The organism is Pseudomonas sp. GD04058 (genome assembly GCF_029836855.1).
Classification (GTDB): domain Bacteria; phylum Pseudomonadota; class Gammaproteobacteria; order Pseudomonadales; family Pseudomonadaceae; genus Aquipseudomonas; species Aquipseudomonas bharatica.
The window spans coordinates 68905-92932 of the sequence record NZ_JAOECN010000017.1 but is presented as its reverse complement, the minus strand read 5'-3'; the positions used below and the strand labels follow the sequence as shown (position 1 = coordinate 92932).

At 66.2% G+C, this 24028-nt stretch carries 17 protein-coding genes; 9 read left to right on the top strand and 8 right to left on the bottom strand.

Translation table 11 applies throughout. From position 1 onward, the window contains the following. Nucleotides 1-71: 71 nt before the first annotated feature. Nucleotides 72-1403 (bottom strand): OprD family porin, encoded by a 1332-nt coding sequence (locus N7650_RS15920; RefSeq protein ID WP_279899049.1) that lies wholly within the window; start codon nucleotides 1401-1403, stop codon nucleotides 72-74. 358 nt (nucleotides 1404-1761) lie between these two features. Here N7650_RS15920 and N7650_RS15915 point away from each other — a divergent pair, with 358 nt between their 5' ends. From N7650_RS15915 to N7650_RS15905, 3 genes are read left to right on the top strand one after another with little or no spacing between them, the layout of a single operon-like run. Continuing rightward, the gene (locus tag N7650_RS15915; protein WP_279899063.1) at nucleotides 1762-2919 is read left to right on the top strand and encodes a TolC family protein; all 1158 of its coding nucleotides are present in this window, start codon (nucleotides 1762-1764) and stop codon (nucleotides 2917-2919) included. A 17-nt stretch (nucleotides 2920-2936) separates the two neighbouring features. Then, nucleotides 2937-4148, top strand: coding sequence for an efflux RND transporter periplasmic adaptor subunit (locus N7650_RS15910; RefSeq protein WP_279899048.1), 1212 nt, complete (start codon nucleotides 2937-2939; stop codon nucleotides 4146-4148). A gap of 24 nt (nucleotides 4149-4172) precedes the next feature. Further along, nucleotides 4173-7322, top strand: coding sequence for a CusA/CzcA family heavy metal efflux RND transporter (locus tag N7650_RS15905; protein WP_279899047.1), 3150 nt, complete (start codon nucleotides 4173-4175; stop codon nucleotides 7320-7322). 7 nt (nucleotides 7323-7329) lie between these two features. Here the strand turns inward: N7650_RS15905 and N7650_RS15900 are convergent, their stop codons facing one another. Both N7650_RS15900 and N7650_RS15895 read right to left on the bottom strand, forming a co-directional pair. Further along, nucleotides 7330-8043, bottom strand: coding sequence for an alpha/beta fold hydrolase (locus N7650_RS15900; protein ID WP_009407978.1), 714 nt, complete (start codon nucleotides 8041-8043; stop codon nucleotides 7330-7332). Between the two features lie 161 nt (nucleotides 8044-8204). Then, on the bottom strand, nucleotides 8205-9086 hold the full coding sequence (locus tag N7650_RS15895) for a LysR family transcriptional regulator (protein WP_009407976.1): 882 nt from the start codon (nucleotides 9084-9086) through the stop codon (nucleotides 8205-8207). A gap of 105 nt (nucleotides 9087-9191) precedes the next feature. Between N7650_RS15895 and N7650_RS15890 the strand changes: the two genes are divergently transcribed. Then, nucleotides 9192-10583 (top strand): aldehyde dehydrogenase family protein, encoded by a 1392-nt coding sequence (locus N7650_RS15890; protein WP_279899046.1) that lies wholly within the window; start codon nucleotides 9192-9194, stop codon nucleotides 10581-10583. 138 nt (nucleotides 10584-10721) lie between these two features. On the opposite strand, the gene N7650_RS15885 is transcribed toward N7650_RS15890, so the two are convergent. From N7650_RS15885 to glcC, 4 genes are all read right to left on the bottom strand, one after another. After that, a complete protein-coding gene (locus N7650_RS15885; protein WP_279899061.1) occupies nucleotides 10722-12152 on the bottom strand; it encodes an aldehyde dehydrogenase family protein in 1431 nt (476 codons plus the stop codon). Between the two features lie 7 nt (nucleotides 12153-12159). Further along, a complete protein-coding gene (locus tag N7650_RS15880; protein ID WP_279899044.1) occupies nucleotides 12160-13659 on the bottom strand; it encodes a cytosine permease in 1500 nt (499 codons plus the stop codon). Between the two features lie 73 nt (nucleotides 13660-13732). After that, entirely contained in the window at nucleotides 13733-14134 is a 402-nt protein-coding gene (locus N7650_RS15875) for a nuclear transport factor 2 family protein (RefSeq protein ID WP_009407962.1), read from the bottom strand. 197 nt (nucleotides 14135-14331) lie between these two features. Beyond that, complete coding sequence (gene glcC / locus N7650_RS15870) at nucleotides 14332-15090, bottom strand: transcriptional regulator GlcC (RefSeq protein WP_279899043.1); 759 nt, start codon at nucleotides 15088-15090, stop codon at nucleotides 14332-14334. 209 nt (nucleotides 15091-15299) lie between these two features. Here glcC and glcD point away from each other — a divergent pair, with 209 nt between their 5' ends. From glcD to N7650_RS15845, 5 genes are all read left to right on the top strand, one after another. Continuing rightward, nucleotides 15300-16799, top strand: coding sequence for a glycolate oxidase subunit GlcD (gene glcD, locus N7650_RS15865; protein ID WP_009407958.1), 1500 nt, complete (start codon nucleotides 15300-15302; stop codon nucleotides 16797-16799). After that, complete coding sequence (gene glcE, locus N7650_RS15860; protein WP_279899042.1) at nucleotides 16799-17851, top strand: glycolate oxidase subunit GlcE; 1053 nt, start codon at nucleotides 16799-16801, stop codon at nucleotides 17849-17851. Before glcD ends, glcE begins: the two co-directional genes overlap by 1 nt. Nucleotides 17852-17857: 6 nt before the next feature. After that, nucleotides 17858-19075 carry a glycolate oxidase subunit GlcF gene (gene glcF, locus N7650_RS15855; RefSeq protein WP_279899041.1) on the top strand — a complete coding sequence of 406 codons (1218 nt, stop codon included), beginning with the start codon at nucleotides 17858-17860 and terminating at the stop codon, nucleotides 19073-19075. Between the two features lie 146 nt (nucleotides 19076-19221). Continuing rightward, entirely contained in the window at nucleotides 19222-19620 is a 399-nt protein-coding gene (locus tag N7650_RS15850; RefSeq protein ID WP_009407955.1) for a heme-binding protein, read from the top strand. Between the two features lie 28 nt (nucleotides 19621-19648). Further along, on the top strand, nucleotides 19649-21832 hold the full coding sequence (locus N7650_RS15845; RefSeq protein ID WP_279899040.1) for a malate synthase G: 2184 nt from the start codon (nucleotides 19649-19651) through the stop codon (nucleotides 21830-21832). Between the two features lie 106 nt (nucleotides 21833-21938). On the opposite strand, the gene treS is transcribed toward N7650_RS15845, so the two are convergent. Continuing rightward, entirely contained in the window at nucleotides 21939-24005 is a 2067-nt protein-coding gene (gene treS / locus N7650_RS15840; protein ID WP_279899039.1) for a maltose alpha-D-glucosyltransferase, read from the bottom strand. Nucleotides 24006-24028: the final 23 nt, after the last annotated feature.

Sequence of the window (24028 nt, the reverse complement as noted above, 5' to 3'; positions counted from 1 at the left end):
AAAGGCGCCCGAACGGGCGCCAAACGTATCCACCTTTTAACCAAAGGAGCAGGGGAGCCTCTCAAGGTGAATCAGAGTACCGACAGCGGGTATTCCACTATCAGGCGAACCTCGTCCAGGTCGGATTCGAACGCGGTGGCGCGGGTGGTGGCCTGGCGCACGCGCAGCGACAGGTCCTTGGCTGCGCCTTCCTGCACCACGTATTTCACTTCGATATCCCGCTCCCAGCGCTTCTGCTCGGTGAGCGGATCGCCATTGCCATCGCGACGCATGTAGACGCTGTTGGCATTGGAGTAGTCCGCATCGCTGCCCTTGCCATAGCGGGTCATGAATGACAGCCCCGGCACGCCGTAGCTGGCCATGTCCAGGTCGTAGCGCAGCATCCACGAGCGTTCTTTCGGCGAGTTGAAGTCGCTGTACTGGATGGAGTTGTCGAGGAAAATCGAGTCCGACTGGCGCAGGTAGTCGAAGTCATCGTCACCGTTGTTGCGCTGGTGCGTCAGGGCCACGGTATGCGCACCGAAACGCAGCCCCAGCCTGCCGCTCCAGATGGTGTTGTCGAACTCGCCCAGCAGTTGCTTGCCCTCGTCGACGGCGCGATAGGCGTTGAAACTGCTAATCAGGTCCAGGTCGTCGGCCAGCGGATAAGTGAAGCTGGTGCCGACGTAGTACTGGTTCCAGGCATCCTTGAGACGACTGCCATACAGGCTGACACTGAGATTGTCGGTGATCGCATAGTCACCACCGCCATAGGCAACCCACGGCGAATCCACTGCACCACCATAGAAGGTCACGAAACCGTCACGCATGTTGCTCGATACCGGCTGGCTCATGGCATGCAGGCGCCCTGCCTGCAAGGTCAGGCCATCGAAACTGGTGTTTTCCGCCGTCACTCCACGGAAACTTTCCGGCAGCAGGCGCGAGTCGCCGGCGGCGACCACGGGGGTCACCGGGAACACATCGCCGACCCGCACCACAGTGTCGAACAAGCGCACCTTCGCCGCGCCGCCGACCTTGGTGTACTCGTCCCGGGCCTGGCCATCACGCGCCACCGGCACTACATCGAAGGAACTGCGCCCGCCGTTGCGGCCAGCGCCGGTATCGAGCTTCAGGCCGAGCATGGCGAAGGCATCGACGCCGAAGCCGACCGTACCCTGGGTGAAGCCGGAAGAGAACTTGCCGATCACGGCGTGGGCCCAGGCTTCGGAATAACCGTTATCCCCCGGCTTCCCATAGGTTGGCGCCGGGCCATCGCGATGATCGCGTTTGAAATAGAAATTGCGGTTCAACACCGACAGGCTGCTGCCTTCGACAAAACCTTCCTCCTGTTCGGCGGCGCTGACCAACTGGCTTGCCGGCAGCGCACAAAGCGCTGCCAGATACAACGGTAACCTGCGATTCATGCAATGCTCCTTCGAGGTCCGGCAGTTTTTATTGTGAGTTCGACGGGCGTTGCTGGAATTGTGATTTCGCCCGGCCAGAGCATTGCTGACGGCAGATAACGCCAGCATGAGCGGGGCATTACATTCCCGTCATCGCGCTGTTAGCCGGCGACTGTCCTGATTACAGAATTGTCATCCTGCCGCCACCCCCTTGATAGCTGCCGCTCCCTAGAGTGCCGCCATCCACTCAACCGGGCCTGGCGGCACCTTCGGCGTTTCCGTCGGGCTTTCCGAGCACGAGGAACCGTCAGTGCCCCGCCTTCCGTTACTGCCCAGAACCGTCCTCACACTGTGCGTCGCCCTGGCCGCGTCGCCGGCCATGGCAGACAGCCTGAGCCTGCCCCAGGCCCTGGCTGCAGCCCTGGAGCGGAACCCGGCCATGGCTGCCGCACGCCAGGAGATCGGCATCGCCGACGGCGCCCGGCGCCAGGCCGGGCTGATGCCCAACCCGGAACTGTCCTACGAGGTCGAAGACACCCGGCGCAACACCAGCACCACCACCGTGACCCTTAGCCAGCCATTGGAACTGGGTGGCAAGCGCGGCGCGCGGATCGAGGTCGCCAGCCTCGGCCAGAATCTCGCTCGACTTCGCCTGGAACAGCAGGTCAACGACCTGCGTGCCGAAGTGACCCAGGCCTTCCATGCCGCCCTGCGCGCCGAGGCGGGGGTGGAACTGGCACGGCAATCCCTGGAGCTGACCGAGCGTGGCCTGCGTGTGGTCACGGGCAAGGTCGGCGCGGGCAAGTCCTCGCCGGTGGAAGCCACACGTGCCGAGGTGCAACTGGCCGAGGCACGCCTGCAACTGGGCCGCGCCGAACGCGAGCAGGACGTGGCCTGGCGACACCTGGCCCAGGTGATCGGCAGCCCTGTCGCCACCTTCGACCAACTGCTGTCACCTTCACTGTCGCCAGGCCTGCCGCCGGATCCCGAGCAGCTGCTCGCTCGCCTGGAACAGACCGCCGAACTGCGCCAGGCCGCTGCGCAAATCGAACAGAACGAAGCCGAACTGGGCTCGGAAAAGGCCCTGCGCATTCCCGACCTGACCGTCAGCCTCGGCAGCCAGTACGACCGCGCCGAGCGCGAGCGGGTCAATGTGGTCGGCCTGTCCTTGCCCTTGCCGCTGTTCGACCGCAACCAGGGCAACGTCCTGGCCGCCGCGCGCCGCGCCGACCAGGCCCGCGACCTGCGCAATGCCGTGGAACTGCGCCTGCGCAGCGAGATCCGCAGCGCCCTGAACCAATGGGCCACGGCGATGGATGAGGTGGGGGCCTACGACCGCACCATCCTGCCCGCCGCGCGCCAGGCCGTGGACACCGCTACCCGCGGCTTCGAGATGGGCAAGTTCGGCTTTATCGAAGTGCTCGACGCCCAGCGCACCCTGATCAGCGTCCGCGAGCAGTACCTCGCCGCCCTCGCCGCTGCCAGCGACGCCCGGGCCCGGGTCGAGCGGGTCTACGGCGACCTCGACATCCTTTGAATCCTACGGAGCATCCGATGAACAACTCACGCAAGATCGCCCTCGCGCTGGCCGTGGCGGCGGCCCTCGGCTTTGCCGGGCTGGCCTGGAACGACGAAGCCGGCCACGGCAAGGACGATGGGCACGGCCACGGTGCGGAAAAAACCGCCGCCCGGGACGACCACGACCATGAAGAACCAGGCGAAGCCGGCCACGAGGAAGAAGGTCGGCTGATGCTCACCGAACAGCAGATCCAGGCCGCCGGCATCGAGCTGGAGGCCGCTGCCCCGCGGAACCTGGAGAGCGTGGTCAGCTTCCCCGGCGAAATCCGCTTCGACGAGGACCGCACCGCCCATGTGGTGCCCCGGGTACCGGGCGTGGTGGAAAGTGTCCATGCCAATCTCGGCGAGACCGTGAAAAAGGGCCAGTTGCTGGCGGTGATCGCCAGCCAGCAGATTTCCGACCTGCGCAGCGAGCAGCAGGCCGCGCAGCGCCGGGTCGAACTGGCACGGGTGACGTTCGAACGGGAACGGCAGCTCTGGCAGGAGCGCATCTCCGCCGAACAGGATTACCTGCAGGCACGGCAGGCCTTGCAGGAAGCCGAGATCGGCCTGGGCAACGCCCGGCAGAAGGTCGCCGCGCTGGGCACCTCGGTCGGCGCGGTCGGCGGCAATCGCTATGAACTGCGCGCGCCGTTCGACTCGGTGGTGGTGGAGAAACACCTGGCCCTCGGCGAGGTGGTCAGCGAGGCCAGCAATGCCTTCACCCTGTCCGATCTGTCGCGGGTCTGGGCCACCTTCGCCGTGCCGCCACGGGACCTGGACAAGGTTGTCAGCGGCCGGCCCGTGCGCGTTTCGTCGCCGGACCTGGGCAGCACCGTGGACGGCGCCATCGGCTATGTCGGCAGCCTGCTGGGCGAGCAGAACCGCGCCGCCACCGTTCGCGTCACCCTGACCAACCCCGATGGCGCCTGGCGGCCGGGGCTGTTCGTCAATGTCGCGGTGGCCGGGCAGGTAGCGCCGGCAGCCGTCACCGTGCGCCATGAGGCGATACAGAGCGTGGAAGAACGGCCCTCGGTATTCGTGCGCAACGCCGACGGCTTCGATACCCGCCCGGTGTCCCTGGGCCGCCGCGACGGCGACTACGTCGAGGTCCTCGACGGCCTGGCGGCCGGCGACCTGGTCGCCACCCGTGGCAGCTTCACCCTCAAGTCCGAGCTGGGCAAGGCCTCCGCCGAGCACAGCCACTGATGCGCCCGTACAGGATGACTCTTCATGTTTGAACGACTGATTCGCTTTGCCATCGAGCAGCGCATCGTGGTGATGATCGCCGTGCTGCTGATGGCCGGCCTGGGGATCTACAGCTACCAGAAGCTGCCGATCGACGCGGTGCCGGATATCACCAACGTCCAGGTGCAGATCAACACCGCGGCCCCGGGCTACTCGCCCCTGGAAACCGAGCAGCGCATCACCTTCGCGGTGGAAACCGCCATGGCCGGCCTGCCCGGGCTCAAGCAAACGCGCTCGCTGTCGCGCTCGGGGCTGTCCCAGGTCACGGTGATCTTCGCCGATGGCACCGACATCTTCTTCGCCCGCCAGCAGGTCAACGAACGCCTGCAGGTCGCCAGGGAGCAACTGCCCGAAGGCGTGGAAGCGCTGATGGGCCCGGTATCCACCGGCCTCGGCGAGATCTTCCTGTGGACCGTGGAAGCCGAGGACGGCGCGCGCAAGGAAGACGGCACGCCCTACACCCCCACCGACCTGCGGGTGATCCAGGACTGGATCATCAAGCCGCAGTTGCGCAACGTGCCCGGCGTGGCCGAGATCAACACCATCGGCGGCTTCGCCCGGCAATACCTGGTCGCCCCGGATCCGCGGCGCCTGGCCGCCTACCGGCTGACCCTCGGCGACCTGGTCACGGCCCTGGAACGCAACAACGGCAACGTCGGCGCCGGCTACATCGAGCGCAACGGCGAGCAGTTGCTGATCCGCGCGCCGGGCCAGGTGGGCAGCCTGGAGGATATCGCCAACATCGTGATCTCCAGCGTGGACGGCACGCCGATCCGCGTGAGCAGCGTGGCCGAAGTCAGCATCGGCAAGGAACTGCGCTCCGGCGCCGCCACCGAGAACGGCCGCGAAGTGGTGCTGGGCACGGTGTTCATGCTGATCGGCGAAAACAGCCGCACGGTATCCCAGGCCGTGGCCGCCAAGCTGGCCGACATCAACCGCACCCTGCCCGAGGGCGTGGTCGCGGTAACCGTCTACGACCGCACCCACCTGGTGGAAAAGGCCATCGCCACGGTGAAGAAGAACCTGGTCGAAGGCGCGATCCTGGTGATCGCCATCCTCTTCCTGTTCCTCGGCAACATCCGCGCGGCGCTGATTACCGCGATGGTCATCCCGCTGTCGATGCTGTTCACCTTCACCGGCATGTTCCACAACAAGATCAGCGCCAACCTGATGAGCCTCGGCGCCCTGGACTTCGGCATCATCGTCGACGGCGCGGTGGTCATCGTCGAGAACGCCATCCGCCGCCTGGCCCATGCCCAGCACAGGCACGGGCGCATCCTGACCCGCGCCGAACGCTTCCATGAAGTCTTCGCCGCCGCCCGCGAGGCGCGCCGGCCGCTGATCTTCGGCCAGTTGATCATCATGGTGGTGTACCTGCCGATCTTCGCCCTGACCGGGGTCGAAGGCAAAATGTTCCACCCCATGGCCTTTACCGTGGTCATCGCCCTGCTCGGCGCCATGCTGCTGTCGGTGACCTTCGTCCCGGCGGCGATCGCCATGTTCGTCACCGGCAAGGTCAAGGAGGAGGAAGGCCTGGTCATGCGCAAGGCGCGCCTGGGCTACGCCCCGGTGCTGGAATGGGTGCTGAAGCATCGCAACCTGGCCTTTGCCTCGGCGGTGGGCGTGGTGGTGCTGACCGGCGCCATGGCCAGCCGCATGGGCAGCGAGTTCATCCCCAGCCTCAGCGAGGGCGACCTGGCCCTGCAGGCACTGCGCGTACCGGGCACCAGTCTGAGCCAGTCGGTGGAGATGCAGCAGCGTCTGGAAAAGGCGGTGATGCAGCAGGTGCCGGAAGTCGAGCGGGTATTCGCTCGCACCGGCACGGCGGAAATCGCCGCCGATCCAATGCCGCCAAACATTTCCGACGCCTACATCATGCTCAAGCCCAAGGCGCAATGGCCGGATCCGGGCAAATCGCGCGACGCCATCATCGCCGCCGTGCAACAGGCGGCCGCCAGCGTGCCAGGCAGCAACTATGAACTATCGCAGCCGATCCAGTTGCGCTTCAACGAACTGATTTCCGGGGTCCGCAGCGATGTCGCGGTGAAGGTCTTCGGCGACGACATGGACACCCTCAACCGCACGGCGGCGAAGATCGCCACGGCCTTGCAGGGTGTGCCGGGGGCCTCTGAGGTGAAGGTGGAACAGACCACCGGCCTGCCGGTGCTGACCATCAATATCGACCGCGAGAAAGCAGCGCGCCATGGCCTGAACATTGGCGAAGTGCAGGATGCCGTGGCGATCGCCGTCGGCGGGCGCCAGGCCGGCACCCTGTACGAGGGCGACCGCCGCTTCGACCTGGTGGTGCGCCTGTCCGAAACCCTGCGCACCGATGTCGCCGGGCTTGCCGACCTGCTGATCCCGGTGCCGGCCAATGCCGCCCTGGGTGCCGAGCGGATCGGTTTCATCCCGTTGTCGCAGGTCGCCAGCCTCGACCTGCAACCGGGCCCGAACCAGATCAGCCGGGAAAACGGCAAGCGTCTGGTGGTGGTCAGTGCCAACGTGCGCGGACGCGACCTGGGCTCGTTCGTCGAGGAGGCCAGCGACACGCTGGTGCGGGACGTGCAGATCCCGGCGGGGTACTGGACCACCTGGGGCGGCCAGTTCGAGCAGTTGCAATCGGCGGCCAAGCGCTTGCAGGTGGTGGTGCCGGTGGCCTTGCTGCTGGTCCTGACCCTGCTGTTCCTGATGTTCAACAACCTCAAGGATGGCTTGCTGGTGTTCACCGGGATCCCCTTCGCCCTTACCGGCGGCGTGCTGGCGCTGTGGCTGCGGGATATTCCGCTGTCGATCTCGGCGGGCGTGGGTTTTATCGCCCTGTCGGGGGTGGCGGTGCTCAACGGCCTGGTGATGATTTCCTTCATCCGCAACCTGCGCGAGGAAGGCGCCTCATTGAGCAGCGCCGTGACCGAAGGCGCCCTGACCCGCCTGCGGCCGGTGCTGATGACGGCGTTGGTGGCGTCCCTCGGCTTCATTCCAATGGCCCTGGCCACCGGCACCGGCGCAGAGGTCCAGCGGCCGCTGGCGACCGTGGTGATCGGCGGGATCCTGTCGTCGACGGCGCTGACCCTGCTGGTCTTGCCAGCGCTGTATCAGTGGGCGTATCGGCGCGACGAGGAACTGCCGGGGCAGTAACACGCCGTCAGGCGTCGAAGCGGCCGTCCAGCCACTGACCGAGCAACTCGCTGGTGCGCTCCGGGTGCTCCAGCGGCGGCAGGTGGCCACAGGCCTCGATCACTTCGAGACGGGCACCGGGGATGCCGGCCTGGATCACCCGGGCCTCGGTCAGCGGCGTGATTTCGTCCTGGGCGCCGAACAGCACCAGGGTCGGCACCTTGATCGCGGCCAGCAGCGGTTGGTAATCGGCACGTTCGATGATCGCCCGCTGCTGGCGGATGAAGCCCTCGCGGCCGATGGCATCGGCCATGTCCATCACCACCTGCGGCACCTGGCTGTCGAGGGCGCGGGCATGCATCAGGCGCGGCAGCAGTTGCGGGGTCACCCCCTTGAACTTGCCCAGCCCGGCCAGTTCCAGCAGGCCACGACGGACCCGTGCCCGCTCCGGCTCGTCGGGACGGGCCGTGGTATCGAGCAAGGCCAGGCGCGCGACCCGCTCCGGCGCGCGGCGCAGGATTTCGAAGGCGACATAGCCACCCATGGACAGCGCGGCCAGGGCGAACCGCGGTGGCGCCTGCTCCAGCACGTGATCGGCCATGGCGACGATGGACTCGTGCTGGCTGAGGTCCGGGACCAGGATCTCGCGGTCGGATTCGAAGGTGGCCTGGGCGTGGGCCCACAGGCGATGGTCGTTGAGCAGGCCGGGAAGCAGGACGAGCGGGAGGTTGTTGCGGGACAACGGAAGGACTCCAGGGGTGACGCTTGGATGAGGGGGATAGTTTATACAGATGTGTCCGGGAGTGTCGGGGTGATCTTTCGGGCCTCATCGCTGGCAAGCCAGCTCCCACAGGGTTCTCTGTGGGAGCTGGCTTGCCAGCGATGAGGCCCTCAACTACACCATCAGGCTTCGATATCCAGCACATCCCCCCTCTCCCTGAGCAACTCGACAAAGGTGCTCAAGCACCGCGACATCATCCCCTTCCTCCATACCAGCCAGGTGCGCAGATAGCGGAACCGCTCTGACAACGGCCAGACGCTCACGGTGCTGCACCCGGGCATGCTGTCGAGCATGCTGCGCGGCATCAGCGCCAGCCCGGCCCCGGCACTGACGCAGGCAAGCATGCCGTGGTAGGACTCCATTTCCAGGATTTTCCCCGGTACCGCGCCGTCCTGGGCGAACCAGCTTTCGAAGTGATGGCGGTACGAACAGTTGGCGCGGAACGCATAGATAGTCGAGCCATTGACCTCGGCGGCACGGGTAATGGCCCCATGGTTGAGCGGCGCGATCAGCACCATTTCCTCGATGAACACCGGCACGCCTTCCAGCGCCGGGTGCAGCACCGGCCCATCAACGAAGGCGGCGCTGAGCCGCCCGGCCAGCACACCGTCGATCATCGCTCCGGAAGGCCCGGTGCTGAGGTCCAGCTCGACCTTGGCATAGCTCTGGTTATAGGCCGCCAGCAACGCCGGAATGCGCACCGCCGCCGTGCTTTCCAGGGAACCGAGGGCGAACGGGCCCTGGGGTTCGTCACCGGCCACGGTCTGCCGCGCTTCGCCGACCAGGTCGAGAATGCGCCGAGCATAGTCGAGGAAGGTCCAGCCGGCCGGCGACAGGCGCAGGCGGCTTTTCTCGCGAATGAACAGGTCGACGCCCAGTTCTTCCTCCAGTTGGCGGATCCGCGTGGTCAGGTTCGACGGCACCCGATGAATATGCTGGGCCGCCGCACTGATGCTGCCCTGCTCTGCCACGGCCTTGAACATCTCCAGCTGGACCAGATCCATACAATCATTCTCTCTGCGTGAATGTTTCGCTCAGTATTATTCAGTTTAAGGGAAACATACAACGCAGTAGGCTTCGGTTCGTACTCCTTCCATCAGGACGCCGAGATGACCGTGATCAGCCACCAGACCCATGCCCTGTCGATCAACCCCGCCACCGGCGAACGGATCGGCCATTACCCCTATGAAAGCGATGCCGTGCTCGACGCCGCGCTGGCCCGGGCCGCTGCCGGCTACGCGGTGTGGCGCCGGACGCCGATCGACGGCCGCGTGGGCCAGTTGCGCGCCCTGGCCGTTGCCCTGCGCGACAATGCCGAAACCATGGCGCTGATGATCACCAATGAAATGGGCAAGCCGATCGCCCAGGCCCGCGGCGAGATCGAGAAATGCGCCCAGCTCTGCGACTGGTACGCCGAAGCAGGCCCGGCCATGCTGGCGCCGGAGCCGGCCCCGGTTCCGGTGGGCAAAGCCCGTATCGAATACCGTCCGCTCGGCCCGCTGCTGGCAGTGATGCCGTGGAACTTCCCGATCTGGCAGGTCCTGCGCGGCGCCGTTCCGGCCCTGCTGGCCGGCAACACCTACGTGCTCAAGCATGCGCCGAACGTGATGGGCAGCGCCTACCTGCTGCTGGATGCGTTCAAGCGTGCCGGCTTCCCCGAGGGCGTGTTCGAAGTGATCAACGTCACCCCGGATGGCGTGTCCAGGGCTATCGCCGACCCGCGCATCGCCGCCGTGACCCTGACCGGCAGCGTGCGCGCCGGTACCGCCATCGGCGCCCAGGCCGGTGCGGCGCTGAAGAAATGCGTGCTGGAGCTGGGCGGTTCCGACCCGTTCATCGTGCTCAATGATGCCAACCTGGATGAAGCGGTGAAGGCTGCGGTGATCGGCCGCTACCAGAACACCGGCCAGGTCTGCGCCGCTGCCAAGCGCCTGATCGTCGAGGAAGGCGTGGTCCAGGCCTTTACCGAGAAGTTCGTCGCGCTGACCCGCGAGCTGGTGATGGGCGACCCACGCAATGCCGAGACCTACATCGGCCCGATGGCACGCTTCGACCTGCGCGACGAGCTCGACGGCCAGGTCCAGGCTACATTGGCCGAAGGCGCGACCCTGCTGCTGGGCGGTGGCAAGGGCGAGGGCGAAGGCAACTACTACCAGCCGACCGTGCTGGCCGATGTCACCGACCAGATGACCTCGTTCAAGCAGGAACTGTTCGGCCCGGTGGCCTCGATCATCACCGCCCGGGATGCGCGGCATGCCCTGCAACTGGCCAACGACAGCGAATTCGGCCTGGCCTCGACCATCTACACCGCCGATGTGGAACTGGCCGAGCGACTGGTGGAAGAACTGGACACTGGCGGCATCTTCATCAACGGCTACTGCGCCAGCGATCCACGGGTGACCTTCGGTGGCGTGAAGAAGAGTGGTTTCGGGCGCGAGCTGTCGCACTTTGGCGTGCGTGAATTCTGCAATGCGCAGACGGTGTGGCTGGATCGGAACTGATCGTAACCAGGGCAAACGCAAAACCCCTGTGGGAGCTGGCTTGCCAGCGATAGGGCCCGACCTGACAACATCTTTGTCAGTGCCGGCCTCATCGCTGGCAAGCCAGCTCCCACAAGGTTTATCACAGGCCTTGAGATATCACCCCAGGCAACGGGTCACATGCTTGACCGACTGATACGCCGACAACCCCCAAGGCCCCAGCTCACGGCCGATGCCGCTGCCCTTGGTGCCGCCCCATGACGTCTCGACGAACACCGCCTGGATCGAGTTGATCCACACATGCCCCACTTCCAGGGCATCGGCGACCCGCTCGGCACGCTCAAGATCAGCGCTGACCACCGTCGCCACCAGCCCGAAACGGCTGTCATTGGCCAGCGCGATCGCTTCTTCCTCGCTACGGAAACGCTGGCTGCACAGCACCGGCCCGAAGATTTCCTCGTTCCACAGGCGGCTGTGCGCCGGAACGTCGGCATACAGGGTCGGGCTGACGAACCAGCCGGCACGGTCCAGCGGCTCGCCGCCGGTCAGGCAGTCCAGGCCCTCTTCCTTCGCCACGGCGAAGTAGGCCGCAACCTTCAGCCACTGCCCCTGGCTGGTCAGCGGGCCCATGTCGACGTCCTCGGTCAGCGGATTGCCGACCCGCAGCTTTTCCAGCGCCAGCTTCAAGCGCGCCAGCAGCGCGTCGGCGATACCTACCTGGATCAGCAAGCGCGAAGTGGCCGAGCACATCTGCCCGGCATTCCAGCAGATCCCGGCGACGATCCAGTCCACCGCCTGGTCCAGGTCGCAGTCATCGAACACCACGATGGCCGACTTGCCACCCAGTTCCAGGGTCACCGGCCGGCACTGCGCCGAGGCACTGCGCATGACCTGGCTGCCGACGGTGTTGCTGCCGGTGAAGGACAGCTTGTCCAGACCGTTGTGGTTGCTCAGGGCGATGCCCGTCTCGGCCTTGCCGACCACGATGTTCAGCACGCCCGCCGGTAGGCCCAGTTGCGCGGCGATCTGCCCGTAGCTCTGCTCGATCAGCGGCGTGACCTCGGACGGCTTGAGCACCACGGTGCAGCCGGCGGCCAGGGCCGGAGCCAGTTTCCAGGCGCTGGTCACCAGCGGGAAGTTCCACGGCACGATCAGGCCGACCACGCCCACCGGCTCCAGCCGGGTGCGGGCGCTGAAGCCTGGCGCGGCGAGGGCCACGTTGAAATCCTTGCGGGCCTGCTGCTCGATCAGGTCGGCGTAGTAGGTGAAGGTGGCGACCGCGTCGTCCAGGTCCACTTCGGCTTCATGGCGCGGCTTGCCGTTGTTGCGCATTTGCAGGGCGATCAGTTCCTCGCGGCGCAGGCCCAGGTGCTCGGCAAAACCGCGCAGGTAGCCGGCGCGGGTGGCCACGTCGAGGTCTTTCCAGGCCGGCAGCGCCTTGCGCGCGGCGGCCACCGCCTCGTCCACCTGGGCGGCCGTGGCCGCCAGCAGTTCGGCAAAAGGCTCGCCCAGTGACGGGTCGAATACCTTGATGCAGTCGGCGCTGGCGCCATCCACCCAGCGGCCATCGATGTAATGAGTCATGTGCAGCTCCGGTTCAGGCCGTTTCGGCAGTGGTCAGCGACCTTTGCGCCGCTGGTTTGCGAAATACCCAGCGCGGGCCCTTGGGGCCATATACCGCGGCGGGCTCGGGGAAGATATTGATCAGGGCCAGGTACAGCACGGCTGCCAGGCCCAGGGTGATCGGCAGGCTGATATCGATGCCGCCTGCCAGCTCGCCCAGGCTGCCAACGAACTGCCCGGGCAGGTTGACGAAGCACAGCCCGATGATCGCGCTGGGGATCCAGGCGCCCATGCCGCGCCAGTTCCAGCCATGGTGGAACCAGTAGTGGCCACCACGCTCGCCACGGGTGAACACCTGCAGGTCATCGGCGTGGTAGAAGCCGCGACGGGTGATCAGGCCGAGGATCATGATCACCATCCACGGGCTGGTGCAGGTGATGATCAGCACGGCGAAGGTGGACACGCTCTGCACCAGGTTGAAGGTGAAGCGGCCAATGAAGATGAAGGCGATGGCAGCGACGCCGATCAGCAGGGTCGCCCCGGCGCGGCTGAGCAGGCGCGGGAACACGCTGGACATGTCCAGGCCGGTGCCATACAGCGCCGTGGTGCCGGTGGACATGCCGCCGATCACTGCGATCAGGCACACCGGCAGGAAGAACCAGGTCGGCGCCACGGCCAGCAGGCCGCCGACATAATTGTTCGCTTCGATGTACTGCGGCGCCTGGGTCGCCACCAGGGTCGCGGTGCACAGGCCGAACAGGAATGGGATCAGGGTGCCGACCTGCGCGGCGATCACCGCCAGCATGATCCGCGCCTTGGATGTTTCCTGCGGGATGTAGCGCGACCAGTCACCCAGGAAGGCACCGAAGGACACCGGGTTGCTCATGGCCAGCAGTGCCGAGCCGATGAAGGCCGCCCAGAAGCCCGGCTGGCCGAGGTTGACACTGCCGGCGAAGCCCGCATCGAAAGGCCCGGCAAAGGCCAGGATGCCAAGCAGGAACAGCAGGCTGGAGGCCCATACCGCGATCTTGTTGACCCACAGCATGAAGCGGAAGCCGTGGATGCAGACGATCAGCACCAGCACCGCGAACAGGCCGTAGGCCAGGCCCAGGGTCAGGTCGGTTTCCGGCAACCCCGCCAGGCGCTTGGCACCGCCCACCAGGGCGTCGCCGGAGCTCCACACCGACAGCGAGAAGAACGCCACCGCGGTCAGCAGCGACAGGAACGAGCCGACGATACGCCCGTGCACACCGAAGTGCGCCCCGGACGACACCGCGTTGTTGGTGCCATTAAGCGCGCCGAACAGGCCCATGGGCGAAAGGATCAGCGCACCGACCCCGACGCCGAGCAGGATCGCCCAGACCCCGGCCTGGAACGACAGGCCGAACAGCACCGGGAAACTGCCCAGCACCGCCGTGGCGAAGGTATTGGCGCCGCCGAAGATCAGGCGGAAAAGATCTAGTGGCGAGGCATCGCGTTGGTTATCGGGAATCTGCTCGACCCCGTTGGTTTCGATCCCGGAGGAATGGCTCATGATGGTGCTCCAGCGCCTGTCTTGATTGTTGTTGAGTGCGTTGGCAGTAACGGCAAGGCCGTCGAAAAGGGGCTCAGCTATCGCTCAGTGCCGACAGGTGCTCATGACAGGCCAGCCAGCGCCCGCCATGCAGGCGGAAGACGATGGTTTCCCGTTCCTGCAGGCGAAGCTCTTCGCCGCCGATGCGCAGGCGAGTGGCAACGTCATGCATGAAGATCGCCACGTCGCCCTGCAGGCTGACCTGGCCATTGCTCGACTGGCAGCCGAGCACGGCAAAGCCTTCGGCCTGCCACTCTGCCCACAGCTGCTCATAGGCGAGGCGTGACATCAGGGGCTGCGGGACGGTGTGGAACAGGAAGGTAGCGTCTTCGCTGAAGCAGGCGAAGTAGCGCTCGGCGTGGTTGCTGGCGAAAGCCTCGACCAGGGCGGCGGCGGCCTGCAGAACCTGGGTTTCGCGCGTAAGGATCGGATTCACGAGTGTGGCACTCACGGTTTTTGTAGTTGTCGTGAGGGATTCTGGCGAGGGGCCAGGGCCGGAAGAATCGCTGCGGGCAAATAATCAGTTCAGATTTTTCTAAACCTTTGATGGCCTCATCGCTGGCAAGACAGTTGCTCCCACAGGGTCCCTGTGGGAGCTGGCTTGCCAGCGATGAGGCCGGATCAGGCAACATCCTACTCCCAGCCCTCCAACCGCATCGTCGCCCGCACCAGCCTTTGCTCTTCCTGCTCGATCTCCCGCAGGTTGTCCCTGATGCTTCCCAGGTGCTCCCGCGCTGCCCGCTGTGCCTGCTCCGGCTGCTGTTCCATCACGGCGTGATACAGCCGCGCGTGCTGGCGGTCGATCTGGCGTTTCTGCGCCGGGCGGCAGTAGAGGTTGTTCACCGAGGCGAACACGGTACTGAGCATCAGGTCGTTGAGCCCCTGCAGCGTATGCACCAGCACCGGGTTGTGCGAGGCCTCGCTGATGGCGCGGTGGAAGGCGTGATCGAGACGGGCCTGCTCGCGGGCATCCTGCTCCTGGGCGCCGGACATTTCATCGAAGCGGCGCTTGATCAGCAGGCGATCGACATCCGTGGCACGCAACGCCGCCAGCCGCGCCGATTCGCCTTCCAGCAGCGCACGCACTTCCAGCAGGTCGAACAGGGTCCGCGGCTGCGAGGCGAACAGGTGCATCAACGGCGTGGTGTCATCGGCCCGGCTCAGGTCGGCGACATAGGAGCCACGCCCATGTTCGGTCTCGACGATTCCCCGCCCACGCAGGATCCGCAACCCCTCGCGCAGGGCCGAGCGCGAACAGCCCAGCTTGTCCACCAGGCGTCGCTCAGAGGGCAGCGCCTGCCCGACCTTGAGCACGCCATCGACGATCAGCTTCTCGATACGCTCGGCCACCTGGTCGGCGACCTGCCTCTTTGCGGGAGTGACATCGGTCATTGAAGAACGCTCATAACTGGTAGGACCAGTGCAAATCCTGCGATGAATTCTTTCCGGAGTCCAGGCCTGAAACCACTGATGTAGCTACCTTCCGGAAGAGACACTGGCAAAAACTGGTAGGACCAGCTGGCTTTCACATCGACGGGCAACACGCCGGGCGAGCAGTCTGGCAGGCGTTCAGCCAATAACAAGACCGGACGCCCCTGCCAATGAACATCCTTTACGACGAACGCGTGGATGGTGCCCTGCCCGCCGTGGACAAGCCCCGCCTGCTGGCGCAACTGCGCCAGGCCCTGCCCGACCTGGAGATCCTCCACCGCGCCGAAGACCTGCGCCCCTACGAGTGCGACGGCCTCTCCGCCTACCGCGTGGTGCCGCTGATGGTGGTACTGCCGGAGCGCCTGGAACAGGTGCAGACCCTGCTGCGCCTGTGCCACGCCAATCGGGTGCCGGTGGTGGCCCGTGGCGCCGGAACCGGCCTGTCCGGCGGCGCGCTGCCCCTGGAAAAGGGCATCCTGCTGGTGATGGCACGCTTCAACCGGATCATCGAGGTCAACCCGCAGGGCCGCTTCGCCCGGGTCCAGCCCGGGGTGCGCAACCTGGCGATTTCCCAGGCCGCCGCGCCCCACGGCCTGTACTACGCCCCCGATCCGTCCTCGCAGATCGCCTGCTCCATCGGTGGCAACGTGGCCGAGAACGCCGGCGGCGTGCATTGCCTCAAGTACGGTTTGACCGTGCATAACCTGCTGCGGGTCGACATCCTCACCGTCGAGGGCGAGCACCTGACCCTGGGCAGCGACGCCCTGGATTCGCCAGGCTTCGACCTGCTCGCGCTGTTCACCGGCTCCGAAGGCATGCTCGGCATCGTCACCGAAGTCACCGTCAAGCTGCTGCCCAGGCCGCAGGTGGCGCGGGTGCTGCTGGCCAGCTTCGATTCGGTGGAACAGGCCGGGCGCGCGGTGGCCGATATCATCGCCGCCGGGATCATTCCCGGTGGCCTGGAAATGATGGACAACCTGTCGATCCGCGCCGCCGAGGACTTCATTCACGCCGGCTACCCGGTGGACGCCGCAGCCATGCTTCTGTGCGAGCTGGATGGCGTCGAGGCCGACGTTCACGACGACTGCGCGCGGGTCGACGCGGTACTGCGCCAGGCCGGCGCCAGCGACGTGCGCCTGGCCCGCGACGAGGCCGAGCGCGTGCGCTTCTGGGCCGGGCGCAAGAACGCCTTCCCGGCGGTCGGGCGGATTTCCCCGGACTACTACTGCATGGACGGCACCATTCCGCGCCGCGAATTGCCGGCGGTGCTGCGCGGCATCGAAACGCTGTCGCAGGCGTTCGGCCTGCGGGTAGCCAACGTCTTCCATGCCGGCGACGGCAACATGCACCCGCTGATCCTCTTCGATGCCAACCAGCCGGGTGAACTGGAGCGCGCCGAAGCCCTCGGGGCGAAGATCCTCGAACTGTGCGTGGCGGTCGGCGGCAGCATCACCGGCGAACACGGCGTCGGCCGGGAAAAGATCAACGCCATGTGCGCCCAGTTCAGCAGCGACGAAATCACCCTGTTCCACGCGGTCAAGCAGGCCTTCGATCCCCTGGGCCTGCTCAATCCCGGCAAGAACATCCCGACCCTGCACCGTTGCGCCGAATTCGGCTCGATGCATGTCCACCAGGGGAAGCTGCCCTTTCCCGAACTGGAGCGCTTTTGATGAACCTCGATCACGACAACAGCGCGGCCCTGCTGGAACAGGTCGCGCAGGCCCTGAACGACGGCGTCGCCCTGCGAATCCAGGGTGGCGACACCAAGGCCCTGCTCGGACGTCGCACCCGTGGCGAACGGCTCGACACCCGCAGCCACCGCGGCATCGTCAGCTACGACCCCACCGAGCTGGTGCTGAGCGCCCGTGCCGGCACGCCGCTGGCGGAAATCGAGGCGGCGTTGCAGGCCAAGGGGCAGATGCTGCCGTTCGAGCCCCCGCATTTCGGCGCCGGCGCCACCCTTGGCGGCACCATCGCCAGCGGCCTGTCGGGGCCGCGCCGACCCTGGTCGGGCGCGGCGCGCGACCATGTACTCGGCACCCGCCTGATCACCGGCCACGGCAAGCTGCTGCGCTTCGGCGGCGAAGTCATGAAGAACGTCGCCGGCTATGACCTGTCGCGCCTGATGGCGGGCAGCTTCGGCTGCCTCGGGCTGCTCACCGAAGTATCGATCAAGGTGCTGCCCAAGCCACGCGCCTGCGTCAGCCTCAGGCTGGAGATGGACGCTGGCGAAGCGCTGGAGGAACTGGCCCAGTGGGGCCAGCAACCTGTGCCGATCAGCGCCGCCTGCCACGACGGCAACTACCTGCACCTGCGCCTGGAAGGTGGCGAGGGCTCGGTGAAATCCGCCTGCCAGCGCCTCGGGGGCGAGCACATCGACAGCGCTTACTGGACACAACTGCGCGAGCGACAACTGCCGTTCTTCGCCAGCACCCGGCCGCTCTGGCGCCTGTCCCTGCCCAACGCCACGTCCTTGCTCGACCTGCCTGGCGAGCAATTGCTGGACTGGGCCGGGGCACAGCGCTGGCTGCTTTCGGACGCGCCCGCCGAGGACATCCGTGGGCGGGTGAGTGCCGCCGGCGGCCATGCGACCCGCTACGGCCCTGACGAAACGCCGTTCCAGCCCTTGCCCGCGCTGCTGTTGCGCTATCACCAGAACCTGAAGAAGCAGCTCGACCCCCGGGGGATCTTCAACCCTGGCCGACTCTATGCGGAGGTCTGAAACGCCATGCAAACCCAACTGAGCGAACACGCCAGGCAACTGCCCCGGGCCGCCGAGGCCGAACGTATCCTGCGTTCCTGCGTGCATTGCGGTTTCTGCACCGCCACCTGCCCGACCTACCAGTTGCTGGGCGACGAACTCGATGGCCCGCGCGGGCGCATCTACCTGATCAAGCAGGTGCTGGAAGGCCAGGACGTCACCCGCAGTACCCGGGACCACCTGGACCGCTGCCTGTCCTGCCGTAACTGCGAAACCACCTGCCCGTCCGGCGTCGAATACCACAACCTGCTGGATATCGGCCGCGCGGTGGTCGAGGAACAGGTGCCGCGCGGGCTTGGCGAACGCCTGCTGCGCCACGGGCTGCGCACGCTGGTGCCCAACCCCGTGGTGTTCAAGGCGCTGGCCCGCACCGGCCAGGTGTTCCGTCCGTTGCTGCCGGAGCACCTGCAGGCCAAGTTGCCCCGCCACCCCGTGCCGGCCAAGGCGCGACCGGCCAACCAGCATCCGCGCAAGGTGCTGATGCTGGAAGGGTGCGTGCAGCCATCGCTGTCGCCCAACACCAATGCGGCCGCCGCACGGGTGCTGGATCGCCTCGGCATCAGCGTGGTCGCGGCACGGGAGGCTGGCTGCTGCGGTGCCATCGACTACCACCTCAATGCCCAGGAACAAGGCTTGCAGCGGGCACGGCGGAACATCGACGCCTGGTGGCCGGCGATCGAGGCCGGAGCCGAGGCCATCGTCCAGACCGCCAGTGGTTGCGGCGCCTTCGTCCGCGACTATGGGCACCTGCTGGAACAGGATCCGGCCTATGCCGCCAAGGCGGCACGGGTCAGCGCGCTGAGCCGCGACCTGGCCCAGGTACTGGGTGCCGAGCCACTGGAACGCCTGGGGATTCATGCCGAACGGCGCCTGGCCGTTCACTGCCCCTGCACCCTGCAACATGCGTTGAAACTGGGTGGTGCGGTAGAGGCGATCCTCCAGCGCCTGGGTTTCAGCCTCACTGCCGTGAGCGACGGGCATCTGTGTTGCGGCTCGGCGGGCACCTATTCGCTGACCCAGCCGGAACTGTCGCGGCGCTTGCGCGATAACCGCCTGAACGCGCTGGAAGCCGGCAATCCGGAAGTCATCGTCACCGCCAACATCGGTTGCCAGACCCACCTCGACGGGGCCGGGCGCACGCCGGTGCGGCATTGGATCGAGCTGGTGGAAGAAGCACTGGCATAAGCGATATGCGGCCCCTGTGGGAGCGGCGGTTCGGCGGTCCGATTTACCCGCGATGACATCGGTGAATTCACCATCGTAATCGCGGGTAAACCCGCTCCCACAGGGTCCGCGTATCGCTGTCGAACGTCATTAAAAGGAGAACTCTCATGCAGCAAAAAGCAGTCCTGGAAAACACCGACGTCGCCCGTCTCCTCGCCGCTGCCCGCGACGAGGCCCGGCGCAACGCGTGGAACGTCACCATCGCCATCGTCGACGACGGCGGCCATCTCCTGGCCCTGGAACGCCTCGATGGCTGCGCACCGATCAGCGCCTATATCGCCACCGAAAAAGCCCGCTCGGCCGCACTGGGCCGGCGCGAAACCAAGGGTTACGAGGAGATGGTCAACAACGGCCGCACCGCTTTCGTCAGCGCACCGCTGCTGACCTCGCTCGAAGGCGGCGTGCCGGTGCTGGTCCAGGGCCAGGTGGTCGGCGCCGTAGGCGTGTCCGGGGTGAAGGCGGACCAGGATGCACAGGTGGCGGCGGCAGGCGTCGCCGGGCTTTGAACCGAACATTTACCAAGGAGTACTGGCCGTGACCCAGCGTATTGTCAGCCACCGGTTGCAGGTGGCGGAAAACCTCAAGCGATTCATCGATGACGAAGTCTTGCCGGGCACCCCTGTGGAGCCGGCACGCTTCTGGGCCGGCTTCGCCCAGTTGGTCCACGACCTGGCACCGAAGAACCGCGCCCTGCTGGCCGAACGGGACCGCCTCCAGGCGTTGCTGGACACCTGGCACCGCGAACACCCGGGCCCGGTCACGGACCTACCGGGCTACCAGGCGTTTCTCGAAGACATCGGCTACCTGGTGGCGCAACCTGCCAACGTGAAGGTCACCACCACCCAGGTCGACCACGAAATCACCGCCCAGGCCGGGCCGCAACTGGTGGTTCCGGTGATGAACGCGCGCTACGCCCTGAACGCGGCCAATGCGCGCTGGGGATCGTTGTACGACGCGCTGTATGGCACCGACATGATCGACGAGGCGGACGGCGCGCAGAAAAGCGGCGGCTACAACCCGACCCGCGGCGCCAGGGTAGTGGCCTGGGCCAAGGCGTTTCTCGACCAGGTATTTACCCTTGAAGACGCGTCCCACGCCGATGCGGTGGCCTATCGCGTGGTTGCAGGAAAGTTGCAGGTTGCCCTTGCCGATGGCCGGGAGTCGGCGCTGAAAAACCCTGCGCAATTTGCCGGCCATCAAGGCACCGCCGAGGCCCCGGACGCGGTCCTCCTGCAAAACCATGCCCTGCATATCGAATTGCAGATCGACCGCACCAGCCCCATCGGCGCGACCGACCCGGCCGGGCTCAAGGACCTGCTGGTGGAATCGGCGATCACCACCATCATGGACTGCGAAGATTCGGCGGCTGCCGTAGATGCCGAGGACAAGGTGCTGGTCTATCGCAACTGGCTGGGCCTGATGAAAGGCGACCTGAGCGAAGCGGTAAGCAAGGGCGGCAAGACCTTCTCGCGCACGCTCAACCCGGACCGCCGCTACCACGGGCGGGACGGCAAGGAGCTGGTCCTGCCCGGACGTTCGCTGCTGTTCGTGCGCAATGTCGGCCACCTGATGAGCAATCCGGCGATCCTCGACCAGGACGGCGTGGAAATCCCCGAGGGTATCCTCGATGCGGTGGTCACCAGCCTCGCCGCCCTGCACGACCTCCAGCGCAAGGGCAACTCGCGCACCGGCAGCGTCTATATCGTCAAGCCGAAGATGCACGGGCCGCAGGAAGTGGCCTTTGCCAACGAGCTGTTCGGCCGCGTCGAAGACCTGCTCGGCCTGCCGCGCCATACCCTGAAGATGGGCATCATGGACGAGGAACGGCGCACCAGCGTCAACCTCAAGGCCTGCATCGCCGAGGCGGCGCAGCGGGTGGTGTTCATCAACACCGGCTTCCTCGACCGCACCGGCGACGAGATGCACAGCGCCATGCAGGCCGGCGCCATGCTGCGCAAGGGCGATATGAAAGGCAGCGCCTGGATCCAGGCCTACGAGCGCAGCAACGTGCTGGTCGGCCTGGCCTGCGGCTTGCGCGGACGGGCGCAGATCGGCAAGGGCATGTGGGCCATGCCGGACCTGATGGCGGCGATGTTCGAACAGAAGATCGCCCATCCGCAGGCCGGCGCCAACACCGCCTGGGTGCCCTCGCCCACCGCCGCCACCCTGCATGCCCTGCACTACCACCAGGTGAATGTGCAGCAGGTCCAGGCCGGGCTCGAAGCCATCGATGCCGATGCCGAGCGCACGGCGTTGCTGCACGGCCTGCTGAGCGTTCCGGTCAGCCCGTCGCGGGACTGGAGCGCCACGGATATCCAGGCGGAACTGGACAACAATTGCCAGGGCATCCTCGGCTACGTGGTGCGCTGGGTGGAACAGGGCGTGGGTTGCTCCAAGGTGCCGGATATCCATGATGTCGGTTTGATGGAAGACCGCGCGACCCTGCGCATCTCGGCGCAGCACATCGCCAACTGGCTGCACCACGGCGTGGTCGATGCCGCCCATGTGCGCAACACCCTGGAGCGCATGGCGGCGGTGGTTGACGGGCAGAATGCCGGCGACCCGGCGTACCGGCCGATGGCGCCGGGGTTCGACACCTCCCACGCATTCCGGGCGGCCTGCGATCTTGTGTTCAAGGGCGTGGAGCAGCCGAGCGGCTATACCGAGCCGTTGTTGCATGCCTGGCGGCGGCGGTTCAAGGAGGACGTCAGCAGGTAATCAAAGGGTAAGGCTGATGGCCCTATCGCTGGCAAGCCAGCTCCCACAGGGTTCGCGGCGCACGCCTGTGGGAGCTGGCTTGCCAGCGATAGGGCCAGTGGTGTCATCACAAATGCCCGCTACTGCTGACGATCCGCAATGACAACGCCTCGTACGGATCCAGGTTGATCAGCAGGCGCCCGTCCTCGTGCAGGTCGCCTTCCAGCGTTTCGCCCAGCATGTCCACCACCGGCCCCGGGGTGAAGCCTTCCAGGACGATCTCCTCGGAGATCACCTCGCTACCGAAGTTCAGCGCCGTCAGTTGCGTGCCCTTCCCGGCCGGCAATTCATGGACCATGACCAGCAACCCCGAATGCTGTACCTCGGGCACCAGCACCTGGCGACTGCTGGCAATGCCATAGGCCTGGCGCACCGCCAGGACTTTCTTTACCCGGCTGGCAAAAGAGTCGGGCTGCTGCAATTGGCTGGACAAACTGCCATACAGCGAGCGCGCCCGGGGCATGCCGCGCAGCGATTCATCGGCCTGCGGCGCCAGGTCCACCAGGTCGTAGCCGCCGCGGTGGATCCAGCGGGTGTCGCCATCGGCCATGCGCTCGGCGACCTGCCCGGCTTCCAGCGGCAAGGCGCCGATCAGGTCCCAGCCCGACAACGCCACTACCCCAGGCTGCATGGCGTTGTAGATCACCAGCAACAGGTGGATCTTTTGGATCAGCGCCAGTTGCTCGGCACTGATCAGGCTCAGGTCACGGATCCCCAGCGCTGCGGTAATGATGCTCACCGTGGTGCAGGACACCCCATTGGTCACGAAGCGCAGGTTGTACGGGGCATGCTCGCCCGACAGCCGCTCGTACATTTCCTCGCGGATATGCTCGCGCAGGATGCTGCCGGGGAAGGTCTGGCCCTTGTAGAGGAACATGTCGTTGGCGTGCAGGGTCCAGAAATGCACCAGTTCGATGGTCAGTTCGTCGTGGTTCTGCAGGGCGTGGATCAGCGAGGCGGGATCGATGCCGAAGCGGTGCATTTCGCCGAGCATCAGGCGCAGGAAGCTGGTGTCGCCGGTGAGCAGCGCGTGCTGGTAGGCCGGACGGGTAACGAAGTCGTAGGACAGGTCGGCGCCGCCCTTGGACATCTGGGCGATGTCATCGAGGGTCAGGTTGAGTTCCTGGAAGCTGAAGGCACCGGCCTTGCGGATCATGCCGCCGAGGATCTGGTTGCCGGTCAGCGACAGCGGGTGGCTTTCCGACCAGGCGGTGTCGTTGGGACGCATTTCCACGCCGAGGAAGCCGTTGGCGTCCAGGCGCAGGCCGCGGGCACCGAGGCAGTCGATGGCATGCAGGGCATCGCCGATGATCAGTTGCTGGGCGGCGAAGGTCGGGTCAAGCCAGTTCAGCGACGGCTGGCCTTCCTTGAAGTAATGCAGGTAGACCCAGCGCCGGGTCTTACCGTCGGCGCCGGTGACCGCCGGGGTGGCGCTCCAGTCGGTTTCCTTGACCCCGGGCTCGAAGAAGATCACCCGCTGCAACTGGCCGACGATGTAGTGCCGCTGCTTGAGTTCATCGCACTGGGCCGGGCTGAGGTTGACCGCATCGCGCCCCGGCGGCACGTCCGGCAGCAGGCCCCAGTCTTCCTCGCGGATCTCGACCATGTGGTAGATGCCCGGGTATTCCTCATGGCCCAGTTCCGCCAGGCGGAAATCGGCGCCCTTGCCGGTGTGGGAAGGAATCAGGTCATCGATGGTCACGGCGTTGTGCGCCGCCGCCATGCGGCTCAGGTGCACCAGTTGCTCCTCGCTGCCATAGAGCGGGTCGATATCGAAACTGATGCGGTCGAAGTTGCCGTCGACACTGGGGGTGAACTCACGGCCGCTGATACCGCCCGAGCGCTTGATCGGGCCGGTATGCATGCCCTGCACGCCCAGTTCGGACAGGGCTTTCCACAGGCTGTCGGCGCCGAGGGCGTCGAGCACGCTGGCGTCCTCGGGGGCGATGATCGAGTCGGGGTAGACCGTCAGCCACACCGAGGCGATCTCGATGGCCCGCCGCGGCCGCGCCTCGGCGTAGGGGTTCATCCACAGCCGGGACTGCCCGGCATAGCTGCGCGCCCGGTCCCGGGCCGCCTTGAGCATGGATTGCGCCACCAGCCATTCCACATAGTCGCGGTTTGCAGCCGTCATTACCGCCTCCTCAGCAGCAGGGT

Bases quoted from the DNA above. Each gene is read 5' to 3' on its own strand.
- N7650_RS15920 (WP_279899049.1), bottom strand. From the start codon at position 1,403: ATGAATCGCAGGTTACCGTTGTATCTGGCAGCGCTTTGTGCGCTGCCG.
- N7650_RS15915 (WP_279899063.1), top strand. From the start codon at position 1,762: ATGGCAGACAGCCTGAGCCTGCCCCAGGCCCTGGCTGCAGCCCTGGAG.
- N7650_RS15910 (WP_279899048.1), top strand. From the start codon at position 2,937: ATGAACAACTCACGCAAGATCGCCCTCGCGCTGGCCGTGGCGGCGGCC.
- N7650_RS15905 (WP_279899047.1), top strand. From the start codon at position 4,173: ATGTTTGAACGACTGATTCGCTTTGCCATCGAGCAGCGCATCGTGGTG.
- N7650_RS15895 (WP_009407976.1), bottom strand. From the start codon at position 9,086: ATGGATCTGGTCCAGCTGGAGATGTTCAAGGCCGTGGCAGAGCAGGGC.
- N7650_RS15890 (WP_279899046.1), top strand. From the start codon at position 9,192: ATGACCGTGATCAGCCACCAGACCCATGCCCTGTCGATCAACCCCGCC.
- N7650_RS15880 (WP_279899044.1), bottom strand. From the start codon at position 13,659: ATGAGCCATTCCTCCGGGATCGAAACCAACGGGGTCGAGCAGATTCCC.
- glcC (WP_279899043.1), bottom strand. From the start codon at position 15,090: ATGACCGATGTCACTCCCGCAAAGAGGCAGGTCGCCGACCAGGTGGCC.
- glcD (WP_009407958.1), top strand. From the start codon at position 15,300: ATGAACATCCTTTACGACGAACGCGTGGATGGTGCCCTGCCCGCCGTG.
- glcE (WP_279899042.1), top strand. From the start codon at position 16,799: ATGAACCTCGATCACGACAACAGCGCGGCCCTGCTGGAACAGGTCGCG.
- glcF (WP_279899041.1), top strand. From the start codon at position 17,858: ATGCAAACCCAACTGAGCGAACACGCCAGGCAACTGCCCCGGGCCGCC.
- N7650_RS15850 (WP_009407955.1), top strand. From the start codon at position 19,222: ATGCAGCAAAAAGCAGTCCTGGAAAACACCGACGTCGCCCGTCTCCTC.
- treS (WP_279899039.1), bottom strand. From the start codon at position 24,005: ATGACGGCTGCAAACCGCGACTATGTGGAATGGCTGGTGGCGCAATCC.